16 protein-coding genes are annotated in these 16063 nt (G+C 68.3%); 13 read left to right on the plus strand and 3 right to left on the minus strand.

All coding sequences use genetic code 11. From position 1 onward, the window contains the following. Nucleotides 1-109: 109 nt before the first annotated feature. The 13 genes from fadD5 to AB4Z09_RS17135 all read left to right on the plus strand — a co-directional run bounded on the left by fadD5 (nucleotide 110) and on the right by AB4Z09_RS17135 (nucleotide 13597). A complete protein-coding gene (gene fadD5, locus AB4Z09_RS17075) occupies nucleotides 110-1708 on the plus strand; it encodes a fatty-acid--CoA ligase FadD5 (RefSeq protein ID WP_442240256.1) in 1599 nt (532 codons plus the stop codon). A 69-nt stretch (nucleotides 1709-1777) separates the two neighbouring features. Then, nucleotides 1778-2587, plus strand: a complete 810-nt coding sequence (locus tag AB4Z09_RS17080) for an MlaE family ABC transporter permease (protein ID WP_114721226.1) — start codon at nucleotides 1778-1780, stop codon at nucleotides 2585-2587. Next, on the plus strand, nucleotides 2587-3444 hold the full coding sequence (locus AB4Z09_RS17085; RefSeq protein WP_442240257.1) for an MlaE family ABC transporter permease: 858 nt from the start codon (nucleotides 2587-2589) through the stop codon (nucleotides 3442-3444). Before AB4Z09_RS17080 ends, AB4Z09_RS17085 begins: the two co-directional genes overlap by 1 nt. 1 nt (nucleotide 3445) lies before the next feature. Beyond that, nucleotides 3446-4639 carry an MCE family protein gene (locus AB4Z09_RS17090; protein ID WP_442240258.1) on the plus strand — a complete coding sequence of 398 codons (1194 nt, stop codon included), beginning with the start codon at nucleotides 3446-3448 and terminating at the stop codon, nucleotides 4637-4639. Further along, complete coding sequence (locus AB4Z09_RS17095) at nucleotides 4636-5685, plus strand: MCE family protein (protein ID WP_442240259.1); 1050 nt, start codon at nucleotides 4636-4638, stop codon at nucleotides 5683-5685. Before AB4Z09_RS17090 ends, AB4Z09_RS17095 begins: the two co-directional genes overlap by 4 nt. Next, nucleotides 5685-6752 (plus strand): MCE family protein, encoded by a 1068-nt coding sequence (locus AB4Z09_RS17100; protein ID WP_174914368.1) that lies wholly within the window; start codon nucleotides 5685-5687, stop codon nucleotides 6750-6752. The genes AB4Z09_RS17095 and AB4Z09_RS17100 overlap by 1 nt, the downstream gene beginning before the upstream one ends. Continuing rightward, nucleotides 6749-7861, plus strand: a complete 1113-nt coding sequence (locus AB4Z09_RS17105; protein ID WP_442240260.1) for an MCE family protein — start codon at nucleotides 6749-6751, stop codon at nucleotides 7859-7861. The genes AB4Z09_RS17100 and AB4Z09_RS17105 overlap by 4 nt, the downstream gene beginning before the upstream one ends. Before the next feature lie 17 nt (nucleotides 7862-7878). Continuing rightward, nucleotides 7879-8898: an MCE family protein gene (locus tag AB4Z09_RS17110; protein ID WP_254622758.1), complete on the plus strand. Its 1020-nt coding sequence runs from the start codon at nucleotides 7879-7881 to the stop codon at nucleotides 8896-8898. Continuing rightward, on the plus strand, nucleotides 8895-10115 hold the full coding sequence (locus tag AB4Z09_RS17115) for an MlaD family protein (protein WP_174907775.1): 1221 nt from the start codon (nucleotides 8895-8897) through the stop codon (nucleotides 10113-10115). Before AB4Z09_RS17110 ends, AB4Z09_RS17115 begins: the two co-directional genes overlap by 4 nt. After that, nucleotides 10102-10692: a mce associated protein mas1a gene (locus tag AB4Z09_RS17120; RefSeq protein ID WP_254622759.1), complete on the plus strand. Its 591-nt coding sequence runs from the start codon at nucleotides 10102-10104 to the stop codon at nucleotides 10690-10692. Before AB4Z09_RS17115 ends, AB4Z09_RS17120 begins: the two co-directional genes overlap by 14 nt. A 22-nt stretch (nucleotides 10693-10714) precedes the next feature. After that, nucleotides 10715-11617, plus strand: coding sequence for an oxygenase MpaB family protein (locus AB4Z09_RS17125; RefSeq protein ID WP_174907777.1), 903 nt, complete (start codon nucleotides 10715-10717; stop codon nucleotides 11615-11617). A gap of 118 nt (nucleotides 11618-11735) precedes the next feature. Further along, a complete protein-coding gene (locus AB4Z09_RS17130; RefSeq protein WP_442240261.1) occupies nucleotides 11736-12410 on the plus strand; it encodes a hypothetical protein in 675 nt (224 codons plus the stop codon). Then, on the plus strand, nucleotides 12407-13597 hold the full coding sequence (locus AB4Z09_RS17135) for a PrsW family intramembrane metalloprotease (protein ID WP_442240262.1): 1191 nt from the start codon (nucleotides 12407-12409) through the stop codon (nucleotides 13595-13597). The genes AB4Z09_RS17130 and AB4Z09_RS17135 overlap by 4 nt, the downstream gene beginning before the upstream one ends. Nucleotides 13598-13892: 295 nt before the next feature. On the opposite strand, the gene AB4Z09_RS17140 is transcribed toward AB4Z09_RS17135, so the two are convergent. The 3 genes from AB4Z09_RS17140 to AB4Z09_RS17150 all read right to left on the minus strand — a co-directional run bounded on the left by AB4Z09_RS17140 (nucleotide 13893) and on the right by AB4Z09_RS17150 (nucleotide 16027). Continuing rightward, the gene (locus tag AB4Z09_RS17140) at nucleotides 13893-14252 is read right to left on the minus strand and encodes a hypothetical protein (protein ID WP_442240263.1); all 360 of its coding nucleotides are present in this window, start codon (nucleotides 14250-14252) and stop codon (nucleotides 13893-13895) included. After that, complete coding sequence (locus AB4Z09_RS17145) at nucleotides 14245-15501, minus strand: Mur ligase family protein (protein WP_114721207.1); 1257 nt, start codon at nucleotides 15499-15501, stop codon at nucleotides 14245-14247. The genes AB4Z09_RS17140 and AB4Z09_RS17145 overlap by 8 nt, the downstream gene beginning before the upstream one ends. Before the next feature lie 145 nt (nucleotides 15502-15646). Beyond that, entirely contained in the window at nucleotides 15647-16027 is a 381-nt protein-coding gene (locus AB4Z09_RS17150; RefSeq protein WP_114721205.1) for an SHOCT domain-containing protein, read from the minus strand. Between the last annotated feature and the right edge of the window lie 36 nt (nucleotides 16028-16063).

Below are 16063 nucleotides of genomic sequence, written 5' to 3' on the forward strand. Positions count from 1 at the left end.
CCAATTAACAAAGTGCTCACTGAAACTGCCCATAACATGTAATCTGCCTCACATCGAACCACGGGTCCGGTCAGGTCGGGAGGACCCGCCACGCACGAGAGGAACCTTGATGGTCACTTCCGCTGCTGTTCCCGCCGCCGCCCTGCAGGCGCGCCGGTTTCGTCGCAACAATTGGAACAATCAGGTCGCGCGGCACGCGGAGATGATTCCGGACCGGACCGCGCTCCGATTTCAGGGTGCGACCGTCACGTGGTCGACCCTGCACGAGCGGGTCGAGCGGGTCGCGGATGCGCTGTCCCGACGCGGTGTCGGCGCCGGCGATCGGGTGCTGATCCTGATGCTCAACCGTCCCGAGTACCTCGAGGTGGTGCTCGCAACCAACGCGGTGGGCGCCATCGCGGTTCCGGTGAATTTCCGGATGACCGTGCCCGAGGTTGCATTCCTGGTGCGCGACAGTGGTGCTCGCGTGGTGGTGGCGGACACGACCCTGGCGCCGCTCGCCGCGGCCGTGCGGGCCGAGGTCGAGGGACTGGAACTGTCCGTCACGGTCGGCGGCGACACCGAGCGGGGCGTACTCGGATACGAGGATCTGATCGCGGAGGAGGGTGCGCCGCGTCCGGAACTCGACATCCCCGACGACACGCCTGCACTCATCATGTACACCTCCGGCACCACCGGCCGTCCGAAGGGCGCCGTGCTCACGCACAGCAACATGGAAGCGCAGGCCTTGACGTGCATCCGCGCGTTCCAGTTGAACCGGCCTGACGACATCGGCTTCTGTGCCTCGCCGATGTTCCACATCGCCGCACTGGGGTCGATGGCGCCGAGTCTGATGCTGGGCCTGAGCACCGTGATCTACCCGGTCGGTGCGTTCGATCCGAACGCGCTGCTCGACGTCCTCGAGGAGGAGCAGGTCACCACGCTGTTCCTGGTGCCCGTCCAGTGGCAGGCCGTCTGTGCGATTCAGCAGGCACAGCCGCGAAAGCTGAAGCTGCGCGGTATTTCCTGGGGCGCGGCCCCCGCATCGGACACCGTACTGCGGTCCATGGCCGAGACCTTCCCGGACGCGTCGAACGTTGCGGTGTTCGGGCAGACCGAGATGTCGCCGATCACCTGCGTGCTCGACGGTGAGGACGCACTCCGCAAGCTGGGCTCGGTGGGCCGGGTGATCCCGACCGTCCAGGCCCGGGTCGTCGACGACGACATGAACGACGTCGCGCCCGGCGAGGTCGGGGAGATCGTCTACCGTGGGCCGACGATGATGCTCGAGTACTGGCAGAACCCGGCCGCCACCGCGGATGCGTTCCACGGCGGGTGGTTCCACTCGGGAGACCTCGTGCGCATGGACGACGAGGGTTTCGTCTACGTGGTCGACCGCAAGAAGGACATGATCATCTCCGGCGGAGAGAACATCTACTGCGCCGAGGTGGAGAACGCGCTGTTCGCGCATCCGAAGATCCAGGAGGCGGCCGTGATCGGCCGCCCGGACCCCAAGTGGGGCGAGATTCCGGTGGCGGTGATCGCCTTGCGGCCGGACGCCGGCGGAAGCCTCACGCTCGCCGAACTGCAGCCGTTCCTCGACGAGCAGCTGGCCCGCTACAAGCACCCGAAGGCGGTCGTGTGCGTGGAGGCGTTGCCGCGCAACGCGAGTGGCAAGGTCGTCAAGGGCGACCTGCGGGGCGGGGCGGCCGCCGTCGTGCAGGGCTGACGGCGCAGCCGACCGCGCGGGGGGCCGCAGCGGTCTCGGGTTCGACACGGAACTGGGGAGGGCCGGCGAATGACGTACGAGTTACCCACCGCCAAGGGGCCGATGCAGGACGTCGCCCTCCAGAGCGGGTACCTCATCGGTTTCTCCGTGCAGGCTCTCGTCGCGCTCGTGCGGGCGCTGCTGCGCGGGCGACTCTCGCTCGGAGAAACGGTGACTCAGACGCTGTTCATCGGCCGCGTGAGTACCGGTCCCTCTCTGCTGCTGATGATTCCGATCGGGGTGTTCGTCGCGGTGTCGGTCGGTGAGTTGGCGGGGAGGATCGGCGCCGGCGGGTACTCCGGCGCGGTGGTGGCGTTCATCATCGTGGGACAGGCGTCGGCACTGGTGTGTGCACTGATGATGGCCGGGGTGGCCGGATCGGCTATCTGTACGGACTTGGGCTCGAGGAAGATTCGCGAAGAGATCGACGCGATGGAGGTCATGGGGATCGACGTGCTCGAGCGGCTCGTCGCGCCCCGTCTGGTCGCGGCTGTCGTGGTGTCGCTCGCGCTGTGCGCGATGGTCACCTTCGGCGGCGTGATGGCCTGCTACCTCTACCACATCTACGTCCAGCACCTGCCGGCCGGAACGTTCATGGCGACCTTCAGTCAGTACGGCCGCATGTCGGACTTCGTGATGGCGCTCGTGAAGGCCGCGATCTTCGCGCTCGCCTCGACGCTCGTCGCGACCTTCAAGGGTTTGCACGCCAAGGGCGGACCCCGTGGGGTCGCGGACGCGGTCAACGAGGCCGTGGTGATCGCGTTCGCGCTCGTGTTCATCGTGAACACCGCGCTGTCGGCGCTGTACACGGTGATCGTCCCGGCAGTGGGAGCGTACTGATGGTCGGCTTCGACACCAGGGTGCGATTACGCCGGGCCGTCCGGCCGGTATCCGCCGTGCTCGACGGTCTCGCCGATGTGGGCCGACACGTCACGTTCTTCTACCGCACCCTCGTCTCGCTGCCGTACGCGGCGACGCGGTATCGCAAGCACGTCCTCACGCAGATCAGCGAGGTCAGCTTCGGCACCAACTCGGTGCTGGCGGGCGGCGGGACGATCGGGATCGTGTTCGCGATGTCCCTCGCCGCCGCGATGATGCTCGGTGTCGAGACCCACCGTGGCCTCGAACTCATCGGCATGACAACACTTTCGGGGATGCTTTCGGCTATAGCGAACACCCGCGAACTCGCGCCGGTGGTGGTCGCGATCGCGCTGGCCGCCAAGGTGGGGACCRGATTCACCGCGCAGCTGGGCGCGATGCGGATCTCCGACGAGATCGACGCCCTCGACTCGATGGCGGTGCGGTCGATCCCGTTCCTCGCCGGCACCCGGGTGCTGGCCGCGATGGTGTGCGTCCTGCCGATCTTCATGATCGGTCTGCTCGCCAGCTACCTGTCGACGCGACTGGTGATCGTGTTCTGGGGCGGGGCCTCGGCGGGCACGTACGACTACTTCTTCCACCTGGCGTTGTCGCCGACCGATCTCGTGTACTCGGCGCTCAAGGCCATCGTGTTCGCGGGCGTCGTCGCCCTCGTGCACTGCTCGTACGGCTACTTCGCGTCGGGCGGCCCCGCCGGGGTGGGGCAGGCCGCCGGACGCGCGCTCCGGACCGCGATCCTCGCGATCGGCATCCTCGATGTGCTCATGACGTTCGCGCTCTGGGGCCTGGTGCCCACGATCCCCGGAATGGGGGTCTGACGTGGACGTGTACAGCCGTCGCCGAACAGCCTTCCTCGTGCGCGGCGCGATCGCTGTCCTGGTCGCAGTGGTGGCCGGCACCGCCATGGTGTTGCGGGGAACCGGTCAGTTGCACCGCGACCCGGAGGTGGTCGTCGCGATCCCGGCGTCGGCGGGACTCATCAGCGGGGAGGCGCCCGTCCGCTACAGCGGGGTCAACGTCGGCCGCATCTCGGGGATCGAGCCGGGCACCGAGTCGTCGGTCGTCCGGCTGCAGCTCGACGCCGACGCCATCGGACTGATCCCGGCGACCGTCACGGCCCGGGTGGTACCCCGCACGTTTTTCGGGGACATCTACATACAGCTCGTCGACGATCCGGGGCCCGCGGCGCTGTCGGAGACGAGCCTGTCCGACGGCGACGAGGTGCGCGTCGACACCGGGCCGGACGCGGTGGCGCTGTACGGCGTCTACACCAGGCTCGTCGACGTCCTGGACCGGATGCAACCGCAGAAGATGCAGGTGGCCCTGTCGGCGCTGTCGCAGGCCCTGGACGGACGCGGCGAGACGGTGGGCCGGATCGTCGGCCGGCTCGACGCCGCGTCGCGGACGCTCGCCCCGGCCGCGGAGACGTTCCTCGACGCGACCCCCGAGTTCCGGGCGGTGCTGCAGGCGTTGGACACCGCGACCCCGGACGTCGTCGCGACGCTGTCGTCGGCGGCGTCGGTGTCCAGGAGTCTGGTCGACAACCCGGATTCCCTGTCCGAAAGTCTCTCGGCAGCCGCGAGTTTCGCGCCCGTCCTGGCCGGATTCCTCGGTGAGCAGCGGGACCGGATCGTCACCGTCGTCGATTCGACCGGCGTGATTCTCGCGACCACCGCGGCGGACCCGACCGGGCTCGTCGACACGCTCGAGGGGGCGCGAACCTTCGGCGCGGCCGGCGCGCGGGTGTTCTCCACCGGCCACTTCGACATCACCGCCGTGCCGACGTTCGCGGATCCCATGCCCTACACGGCTGCCGACTGTCCTTCCTACGGCGCGCTGGCCGGGGCGTGTGGGCCCGTCGGCGTCGACGGCGGCGCCGACGAGCAGCAGGCGCTGCAGGTGCTGCAGGATCGGTTGCTCGGCGCGACAGCGGATTCGGAGCCTGCACAGAGTCCGGTGTCCACGCTCATGCTGGGCCCCCTGGTGCGCGGAACCGAGGTGCAGATCCGATGAAGGTGGCCTGGGTTCCGCTCGCGAAGGTGATCGGTTTCTGCGCGGTGGGTGTCGTGTGCGCCTCGTTGGTTGCGAACACGCTGTCGGTCCCGGTGCACGGTGCCACCGAGCGATACGCCGTCGAGTTCACCGATGTCGAGGGTCTCAACCAGGGCAATCCGGTGACGATGTTCGGGGTCCGGGTCGGCCGGGTCGACTCCATCGAGTTCGCCGACGCGGGCGGTGGCACCAGCAAGGCCGTCGTCGGGATCGAGGTGTCGTCGGACTATCCGCTCGACCGGAACGTCACCGCGGCCGTGCGGTACGGCGACATGCTCGGTGCCCGGTACCTCGCGCTCACCCCACCGCCGGGCGGCGCCGTCGAGGCGGTCGCGGCCGGTGCGTCGTCGGAGGCACTGGCGCCGGGTGGCGTCGTCCCCCTCGAGCGGACCACACCGCCGGTCGACCTCACCGCCCTGATGAACGGATTCGCGCCGCTGTTCGACGCACTCGACCCCGCCGAGGTCAACACGCTGACCCGCGGCTTCGTGGAGACCTTCGACGGCGGTGGGGCGACGGTAGCGACGCTGCTCGACCGGATCGGGACCCTCACCACCGATCTCGCGAACCGCCGGGGTGTGTTCGAGGAACTGCTGTCGAACATGAGCACCCTGATGGGATCGGTGAACTCGCGCCAACCGCAACTCGAGGAACTCGTCACCGGTCTGCGTGATCTGAGCACCTCGGTGGCCGGCAGCAACGATCAACTGGCGGCCTTGTTGGACAACGGGAATCGCGCGGTGGCGTCGCTCGCGGACGCCCTCACGCACTCGCAGGGCGCGTTCGGCAGTTCGATCACCGACCTCACATCGGTCACCGATGCCTGGATCGCGGACACCGATGCGTTCGAACGCTTCGTCGCACAGATGCCCCAGTTCGCGGATGGGGTGAACCGGATCAGCAGCTACGGCGGGTTCGTCAGCCTCTACCTGTGCAACTTCGTCCTGAAGGTCGGCGACGTGGAGGCGAACATCTTCGGTACCACCCATTCGGAGGTGTGCCGATGATGTTCCCCGTCCGGATCATCGACGTCGTCGTCGGGGTGTGGCTGTTCGTCTTCCGTGGTGAGCGCCGCCCCGGTGCGGGCACTCCGCTGGCGCTGGGCACCGTCGGCATCGTGCTGTTGGTGGCCGGTCTCGCGGCGGCGATCGGCATACCCAAGGTGTGGTACCTGGCCCGGACCAGCCCGTACACGGCCGAACTGGCCAATGCCAGCGGCCTGTCCGGCGGCGACCCCGTCTACGTCGCGGGCGTGCCCGCCGGACGCGTCGAGGGCATCGACCTCGCGGGTGATCATGTGCGCGTGGACTTCCGGCTCGACAACGGACAACCGCTCGGGAACCGGACCACCGCCACCGTGCGGCTGAAGACGGTGCTCGGCAAGCGGTACCTCGAGGTGGTCCCTGCCGGGATTGTCGACGAGGCTGCGTCCGACGGGGCGGCGGCGAACCTCATCCCGCTCGCCCGGACCACCGTGCCGTACAGCCTCGACGACGTCAGCCGGGACGCCACCGATGCGTCGACTCGGATCGACGCGAAGTCGTTGGAGGCGATGATGACGACGCTGTCCGAAGTGATGCCGGACGACCCCGAGCAGCTCGGCAAGGCTCTCGCGGGTATCAGCGGAGCGTCCGCGGTCGTCGCGCAGAACGCCGAGCAGATCGACCAGTTGCTGACCATGTCGCGCTCGCTGTCGGATCTGGCCGTCCGACAGAGCGACTCGCTGACTGCGACGGTGGCGAACGCACAGACCATCGTCCGCACCCTGGCGGTGCGCAAGGAGGTGCTCACCCGGTTGGTCCAGAATCTCCGGTCCGTGCTGTCCACCCTCGCGACCACCTACACCGAACACGAGGAGGAGTTCGGGCAGATGACCACCAACCTGGTCGAGGTGACGGACACGTTGCAACGCAACGCCGATCACATCGACCAGATCCTGACCCGGCTGCCGCGGGCACTGCGCGCGGCCACCGACGCGACGGGCAACGGATCGTGGACCGACGTCACCGCCCCCGCCGCCGTGGTCCCCGACAACATGCTGTGCATGCTCGGCGTGATGCAGGGCTGCCGATGAGTGCCCCCCACCGACGGATCTCCGGCCGGATCGTGCTCGCGCTGGTCGTGGTGATCACGGTGGCGGCCGGCGCCTGGTTCGTGTTCGCGGGGACCGACCGCACGAAGACCGTGCACGTCGACTTCGCGTACGTCAACGGTCTCTACCCGGGCAGCGACGTGACGGTGCTCGGGGTACCTGTCGGCACGGTCACCACAGTGGAACCGCTGGGTACCCACGTCCGGGTGACGGCGTCGGTGCCCGACACCGTCGACCTGCCGGCGGACGCGCACGCGTACGTGCTCAACCCCTCGGTGATCAGCGATCGGCACCTCGAGTTCGGCCCGGCCTACCGCGGCGGCCCGAAACTCGAGGACGGTGCGGAGATACCGCTCGAGCGCAGCCATGCACCGATCGACTTCGACGGCCTGATGGGCAGCCTCAGCACGCTCACCCAGGCGCTGGGACCGGACGGCGGCGACGCGGGCGAGCTGCTGTCGCGGGCCGCGACCGGGATGAGCGGTCGCGGCGCCGATTTCAACCGTGCGGTCCGGAACCTCGGCGCCGCAACGGGTGTCGTGGGCGCGCGCAGTGAGGACATCGGAGCCGTGGTCGAGAACCTGAACACGCTCATGGTCCAGCTCGACGAGCGGCAGGTGAGCCTCGACGCGCTGGTGTCCGACCTGGCTGCGCTCGGCGACGAATGGGCGGCCCAGGACCTCGACATCTCCCAGCCGCTGCAGGATCTGGCGACCGTCTTCGACCAGATCGACCGCTTCACCGCTGAACACGGCGACGACGTGGGGGTGATCTCGCAGAACATGGCGACCCTCGGTGACGCGCTCGCCGCGAATCGGCCGGGCCTGGCCGAGTTCATGGACCTGGTGCCGCTGCTGATGCAGAACCTGTCGAAGACCGTCGGACCCGACGACCGCGGCCGGATCCGGCTCGACATCTCCACCGCGCTCACCCAGTTCGCGGTTGCGCAGCCCCTGTGCGAGCAGTACCCGATGCCGCTGTGCACGGGCGCCGGCTTCACCAATCCGATCTCCTTCCCGATCAGCGCATCCGACCCGTTGGGTCTGGCCACGCTGCTCTCGGGAGGTTCCGCGCCGATCGGGGGGAACTGATGCGGCGCCGAGGAATCGTGACGGTTGCTCTGGCCGGAGCCCTGGCCGCCACCGGGTGCGGCACCGGCATCCAGGACCTGCCGCTGGGGCGGTCCGTGCCCGGCGACAACTACACCGTGAGCGTCCAACTCGCGCACGCCGACGGACTGCTCCTCGGTGCCGACGTCCGCCACGGACAGCGCGTGATCGGTCGGGTCGCGCACCTGTCCACCGACACCGTCGGAGCGGTCGTGGACCTGAACCTGACGTCGTCGGTCGAGCTGCCCGACAACGTCGAGGCCGCGGTGGAGCTGCCGTCCGCGCTGGGCAGTCCGTTCATCCGGCTCCGGGAGCCCGAGCAGCCGTCCGGAACCGCGCTGTCCGACGGCGACGTGATCGCTCTGTCCCGCACCGAGATCGGGCCGCAGATCGAGAGCGCGCTCGCCACCCTGGGCGCGGTCCTGACCGGTAGCGGCTTCGACCAGTTGCAGACCGTGATCGGCGAACTGAACGCCGCCTTCGACGGACGACCCCAGCAGGTCCGGAACCTGCTCGACACGGTCACCGCCCTGACCGGGACGGCGACGCAGCACCAGCAGGACTTCGATGCCGCGACCGATCTCGCTGCGGACATCTCGCGCCAACTGGTGGCGCAGCTGGACGTCATCGACGGGTTCCTCGACACCGCGCCCGAGACGGTGACCATCCTGGCGGGACAGCGGGATCGCATTGCTTCCCTGCTCGATTCGAGCGCACGGCTGGCCGAGCACGTGGACTTCGTGACGTCGCAGTCGTCGACCGGCCTGGGTGCGGTGCTCGGTGACACTGCGACAGTGCTGGCATCGCTGCGCTCGTACAACTCTCGCATCGGCGAGACCCTCGCGAACATGAACAGCTTCCTCGGGAACTTCGATCGTGCGGCCAAGGGTGACTATCTGATGTTCGACGGCACCCTCGACATCCCCGCCGGCATCGAGAACCTGATCACCGGCGGGACGGCCGCACTGCCGCCCGAGGCAGGGTCGATGCGCTCGCTGTTGTCGGGAGGTATCGGATGAGGCGCGTCGTGCTGGTCCAGCTGATCCTGTTCGCGCTGACGGCCGCAGTGGTCGTGCCGTTCGGTATCGCGTACGTGGCCGGTCCACGCGCCTTCGGAGACCCGATCCGACTGCATACGAACATGTCCGACGCACTCGGGCTCACCGCGGGAACGACCGTCACCTACCGCGGCGTGCAGGTCGGGAAGGTCGCGTCGGTGGCGCTCGACGCCGAACACGGCGGTGCGCGTGTCGAGTTCGACCTCGATCCGGGGACCCGGATCCCGCAGGACAGCATCGCAAAGGTCGGGATGGGGACCGTTGCCGGCATCCAGAACGTCGACATCTTCCCGAACACCGCCGCCGGGCCGTATCTCGAGGACGGCGACACCCTGGCCGCGCCACAGGATCAGCAGCCCGTCCAGATGGACCAACTGATGGGGGACGCCGCGAGGCTGCTCGGCAGTATCGACCCCGACGCCGTCAGCACCCTCGGCACCGAGTTGGGCGCATCCTTCGAGGGGCTCGGGCCCAGCCTGACCGGACTGATCGACGACGGCGACCGGCTCACCGCTCTGCTCGAACGGCAGGCACCCGAACTGCGCTCACTGCTCACGCGCACCGCGAGCCTGGTGGGGACGATGGCAGAGGCCTCCGATTCGTTCGTCCGCGGGATGGGTGCGGCGCGCACCTTCACCGGCCAACTCGACGACAACCGGCCGGTCCTGGTGTATCTGGTCGACCGTTCGCCCGAGGCGCTCACCCGCACCAGGGAACTGTTCGACCGGTACCACGACACCTTCGGTGCGCTGCTGGCGAATCTCGCGACGGTCACCCCGGTCATCTCCGACAGACATGACGCACTGGCCGCGGGACTCGACGAGATCCCCGAAGGGCTCGGCAAGCTCGAATCGATCGTCAAGGGGGACCGGGCGGAGTTCGCGCTCGTCGGTACGCAGGGGCCCGTGTGCAACTTCGACACGACCCGTCGCGCCGTGGGCGCCCTGACGCCCACCGAGCCGAACCTCACGCTGTACTGCCCGCCCGGAACCGACATCGCGCAGCGCGGATCGCGAACGGCCCCACGCCCCGACGATCTCGGGCTGCAGAACGCGACGACGCCGGGAACGGTCATCGGCCCGCCGATGGTGCAGGACCCGATCCTCGTCCCCACCGGGGTCGAGGCGCTCGACCAATGGAACCAACTGCTGGAGGAGCTCGGAGATGGCGAACGATAAGCCGGACAACGGCGACGACACCGCGACCACCGGTGCGGTTGCCACGGCGGCGCAACCGGTGGTGGACGCGGCCGCGGACACGAGCGAGCCGTCTTCGACCGACCGGCGCCGGTTCGGGATCGTCCCCGTCGCGATCCTGGCGGTTCTGGCCGTCGTCCTCGGAGCGGTGGCGGGCTGGCAGTGGTGGGAGCAGCGGCAGCTCGATTCACTGCGCGACGCGGCGATCGACACCACCGGTGACTACGCGCAGACGATGGCGTCGTTCGACTACCAGAACCTGGACGCGAACCGCGACAAGATCGCGGGGATGTCCACGCCCGAGTTCACCGGCAAGTACAACGAGATGGTCGACGCGTTGCGGGCACTCGTCACCGACGGTCAGGGGCAGGCGACGGCCACCGTCACGAACATCGGTGTCCAGAGCCTCGACGATTCGAGTGCGGTGATGCTGGCCTTCGTCGACCAGGAGGCGAAGAACGTGATTGCCCCCGAAGGCAAGTCGCAGAAGTACCGGATGGTCGTGATGCTCGAACGGGACGGCGATCGCTGGGTCGTCGACAACGTCGAGACCAAGTAGCCACGGGCAGCGGAGGGGTCTCATGCCGACCAACTATCTGGACCTCGCGGGCGCCGAGCCGCGACTGACCAACGAGCGCACCCGGATTCGCATCGCGACCGCGCCGCGCCGGGCACGCGGCCCGGCCCGGATCTCCGATGCCCTCGACTTCTGGTCGTTCGCCGGCGGCGCGGCGAACGTCGTGATGCAGCTGTCGTGGCCGGAGGTGGGACACGGGGTCGCGGAGAGCAAGGTCGAGTCCGGCAGTCTGGTCAAGCATCCGTGGAAGCGTGCCCGCACCACGTTCACGTACCTGTCGGTGGCGATCCTCGGCACCGACGACGAGTGCCGTGCCTACCGGGAGGCGGTGAACGGCGCCCACCGGTACGTGCGGTCGGACGAGAACAGTCCGGTGACCTACAACGCCTTCCACCGGGAACTGCAGTTGTGGGTTGCGGCATGCCTTTTCATCGGGTTCGAGGACACTCACCAGCTGCTGCACGGGAAGATGACGCCCGCGCAGGCCGAGGAGTTCTACCGCTCGTCGTCGACCCTGGGCACCACGCTGCAGGTCACCGAGGACATGTGGCCGGCCACGCGCGCCGACTTCGACCGGTACTGGAACATCGCCTGCGAGCGGGTCGCGATCGACGACACCGTCCGCGGATACCTCACCGATCTGATCGGACTGCGGATGGTGTCGTGGCCGCTGCGACTGGTGTTCGGTGACCTGCTGCAGTTCCTCACCGCCGGATTCCTGGCGCCGCTGTTCCGGGAACAGCTCGGGCTGGAGTGGAGCGAGGACGATCGCCGCCGGTTCGAGCACCTGTTCATCTTCGTCGCGTTCGTCAACCGCTTCGTTCCCCGATTCGTCCGGCATCTGCCGAGTCGGGTGCTGATGCGCGACCTGCAACGTCGGATCCGGCGCGGCAGGCGACTCGTGTAGGTGCAGGCCGTGCCGACGTCGGCACGTTCCGGTGTTGCGCGCTGTGCGCGGGCATTCGTCCGGTTTGATAGAGGGCGCAGGGTGCCCAGCGCCCCAGACCGGAACAGAGGATGAAGGTTTGACCGAGTCGCAGCAACCGGTGAAGACCGATGGTGCCGCCATCGACTACTTCGAGCCCGACGATCGATGGGTTCCCGTCGATCGACGATGGTTGGGCCTCGACCGCAGGACCATCGCTCCGACGCTGGTCGTCCTGGCGTTCGTCCTCATCATGGCCACGATCCTGCCCGCGATCGACGACGCGACCCCGTACGACGACCGGGTGGCCGCGGGCGACGTCATGGAGGTCGAGGGCGGCGTGACGTTCGTTCCGGCCGCGGACTGGGGAATCACCTCGGGCGTGCGGGTCGGCGACAAGCCGACTTCCGGGTCGTACCCGCCCTCGGCAAAGGTTGTGGACGGCGACGTCTCCTTCGCGGTTCGCAGCGCTCCGTTCACCGGGGATGCGGCCGGGCTCCTCGACCAGATCAGGCAGACGACCGAGGCGCTCAATGGTGCCAACGGATTCCAGGTCGCCGGCGACCCGGCCGACATCACGACCGCGGACGGCGGCCGCGGTGTGCTGGCGCGGTACTTGGGCACGACGTCCGACGGCGTCATCGCGGCGTTCGTGTTCGACGGGATCGGTGTCGAGGTCGTGGCCGTCGGCTCCACAGAGATCGACCACGATCAGTCCTCGGATATCGGACGCATGATCTCGAGCATCAGCCACCGAACGGGAGGGGGTGCATGACCACCACCGAGACGATCGACGAGCTGCAGCAGTCTCGCGTCGCGGCGATCGACAATTCCGGTTGGGGTCGGCCGTTCATGTTCTACCAGCCACGCAACGCGGCCTTCTGGGTGTACCTGCTGTTGGTCGCCAGCGGAATCCTGACCTTCTTCTCGATGCTTGCCACTTCGTCGGGCGCGTACGGTCGGGCGATTGCCGTCGCAGCCGTCTCCTTCACCGTGTACGGGGCGGTGTTCTGGTGGTTCACCCGGCACATCGACCGGTACGCCCGCCAGCCGGTGAAGCTGATCGTCGTCGCGTTCCTGTGGGGTGGATTCGCCGCTACATGGGTGATGGCGGCTACCGCCAACGATGCCCTGCTGGCCCTGTATGCGAAGGTGTTCGGGCAGGCGTGGTCGCTCGACTGGGGAGCCGGTCTCGCTGCCCCCTTCACCGAGGAGGTCGCCAAGGGGATCGGCCTGCTGCTGCTCGTCTCGTTGGCGCCGCGACTGGTGCGAACCGCCTTCGACGGCTTCATCCTCGGCGCATTCCTGGGCCTCGGATTCCAGATCATCGAGGACATCGTCTACGCGTTGAACTCCGCCGGGTCGCAGTTCGGGGCCAACCAGGTGGAGGCCGCCATGTCGACGGTCTGGCTGCGCATGGCCACCGGAGTCACCGCACACGTCCTCTACAGCGCGATCTTCTGCGCCGGCCTGGTCTACCTGATGGGGCGTCCGGGCGAGCCGCGCCGGGCGGGAAGAGGACTGGCGCTGATGGCGTGCGCGATGCTGCTGCACGGCGTCTGGGATTCCGCCGGGGCGATCACCCGCGGCAACGGTGCGCTGATGCTGGTGATGATCGTCGGGATGATCCTGGTCGGGCTGTACGTCGTGGTTCGCGTCTTCAAGATGACGGTTCCGCGCGAGCGCGAGTACCTGCGGCACGTCATGGCGCCCGAGGTGGCGAACGGTGTGATCACCGATGCCGAACTCGAGGCGATGTGTGGCGACCGCAAGGCGCGCAGGGCGTTCCGGAAGGCTCCGGACACCCACCACGAACGCAAACGCGCCGGTTTCGTCCTCGAGGCGGCCGGGGACCTGGCGGACGAGTTGGCGGGGTCTCGCGGAACCGACACCGGCCGCGTCGAATTCGCGCGATCCGAGGTTCGGCGGATCCGTGCCGGCGTCCCCTCGGCGAATCCGTAGGYTCCACCCTGAAACGAACGGTCGTGTTGCCCCGAGTGCTCCTGCCGGCGACGCCAGGAGCACACGGGAACTCCGATAACACTCAGGTCACATTGTTCAGGAAACAGTCACAAATTGGATCGGCCCGTTCGAGGCATTGCGGCGCGCCGGTCCGCGCGTAGTATTAGCAGTGCGGATCGAGTGAGTAATCGGTAACGGTGAAAGGCTCGTGAAACAGAGATCCGGCCGAGGGTGTGAAAGCATTCCCGGCCGAACCCCTGTCTGGGGACCTTTCCCTCGTCGGCGTCGATCCGACTCAGCGCACCCGCAACCGTTCGCGGCGCAGCTGCTCCACCTCGGGCAGATCCAGCGGCGCCAACTCGTCCACCCCGAGGGCGCGCTTCAGCAGCAGGTCCGCCAGCTCCGGATTCCGTGCGAGTACCGGTCCGTGCATGTAGGTGCCGATCACCGAGCCCTGCGTGACGCCTTCGAGTCCGTCGCCGACGCCGTTGCCCACGCCGTGGGTCACCCGGCCCACGGGCTCGGCGTCGGCGCCGAGAGTGTCGTATCCGCGCATGCGCAGGCGCTGCCGCAGGATCAGGGCGTTGCCGCCGTCGCCGTAGGTGCCCATGACGTCGGGCAGGACCAGGCCGATGCGGACCGTCGACTCAGACATCGCGGCTGTTCTCCTTCGCGATCGCGGTGTTGAGGTCACGGAACGCCGTGTAGTTGGCGAGTACCTCGACCCGTCCGGGCGGGCACGACGCGATCGCCTTCAACGGGTCCGGCTCGAGCGTGTGCTCGACGCCGGCGTACGTCAGGCGGACCGCGAGGTCGGTGCCGCGCTCACCGGCGGCGACGACCTTGACTCCCTCGAAGTGCTCGAAGCGCACGTCCCACAACCACGACAAATCCTCGCCGTCGGGGACCTGGCCGTTGACGGCGATGACGAGGCCGTCGACGCTGTGGTCGATCATCGACAGCGCCTCCTGCCAGCCGGCCGGGTTCTTCGCCAGCAGCATGTGCACGGAGTGCGCGCCCACCTGCACGGTGCTGTAGCGGCCGGCGACCTCCTCGACGATCGATGCGGCGGCCACGGCGTCCTCCGCCTTCGCCCCCATCGCGACGGCGGCGGCGACGGCCTGGGCCGCGTTGCCGCGGTTCGCCCTGCCCGGCAGCGTCAGCTTCATCGGGAGCACCAGCCCGTCGGGGCCGTACAGGTTGTCGTCGTCGAGCCACCAGTCCGGCGTCGGACGCGCGAAGTCGGAGCCGGTGCTGCGCCAGTTCGGGCCGTCCCACACGATCGGCTCGCCGGTGCGCGGGCAGCTCACCGAATCGCTGGCCCAACCGCTGCCCGCGGCCACCCAGATCACGTTCTTGCAGTCGTAGGCGACGGAGGTGACCAGCACGTCGTCGCAGTTCGCGACCACGATCGTGTCGGGGTGCCGTTCGAGGCCGGCGCGCAGCTTGCGCTCGATCATGTTGATCTCGCCGACCCGGTCCAGCTGGTCGCGGCTGAGGTTGAGCAGTACCACGACTTCGGGGTTCACGGCGTCGGACACGTGCGGGACGTGCAGCTCGTCCACCTCGAGGGCCGCGAGCGGGGCGTTCACGCGCGCGGTGAGCGCGGCGACGATACCGGCGTCCATGTTGGCGCCGTCGGCCTGCGTCGCGACCTCGTCGAGCGTCGCCAGCGCCGCCGCGGTCATGCGGGTGGTGGTCGACTTGCCGTTGGTGCCGGTGATCACCACGCTGCGGCGTCCGCGACCCAGTTGCTCCATCAGGGTCGGGTCGATCTTCAGCGCGATCAGGCCGCCGATCATCGAGCCCTTGCCGCGTCCGGCCTTCTGCGATGCCCACGCCGCAGCGGCCGCGGCACGCAGGGCGAGGCGTCCGCGCAGACTGATCCGAGTGCTAGTTCCCACGTGCCGAGTTTTCCACAGGCCGATCGGGGACGCCGCCCGGCGCCGGGCTGCCGCTCCGGAAACGGCGATGCCGCGCTCCCGATCGGGAGCGCGGCATCACGAAAAGCCGAGCGACGAGTGCCGCGTGGACCCGCGAGTGCCCAGGTCAGCTGGCGAGAGCCTTGGCCTTGAGCGCCTGGAACTCCTCCTGCGTGATGGTGCCGGAGTCGAGCAGCGACTTGGCGTCGGCGATCTGCTCCGCGCCGGACTTACCGGCCACCTGGCGGATGTAGGAGTCCTGCGCGTCCTTCATGTGCTGTGCGGAAGCGATGGACCGCTTTGTCATGTCGTCGCCCTTGACGATCAGGTACACGAGGGCGGTGATGAACGGGAGGATGATCAGGAAGACCACCCAGATTGCCTTGACCCAGCCGGAGCTCTTGTGATCCCGGAACAGGTCCGTGATGATCGAGAACAACAGCATCAGGTAGGCGACGAACGCGAAGCTGACGAGAATCACCCAGAGAAAATCCCAGAAAGAGTCCATGCGGACGGCTCCATTCACGTGTTCGGTCGAGAGTGC

The sequence above is a fragment of the Rhodococcus sp. TAF43 genome (genome assembly GCF_052113525.1).
GTDB lineage: Bacteria > Actinomycetota > Actinomycetes > Mycobacteriales > Mycobacteriaceae > Prescottella.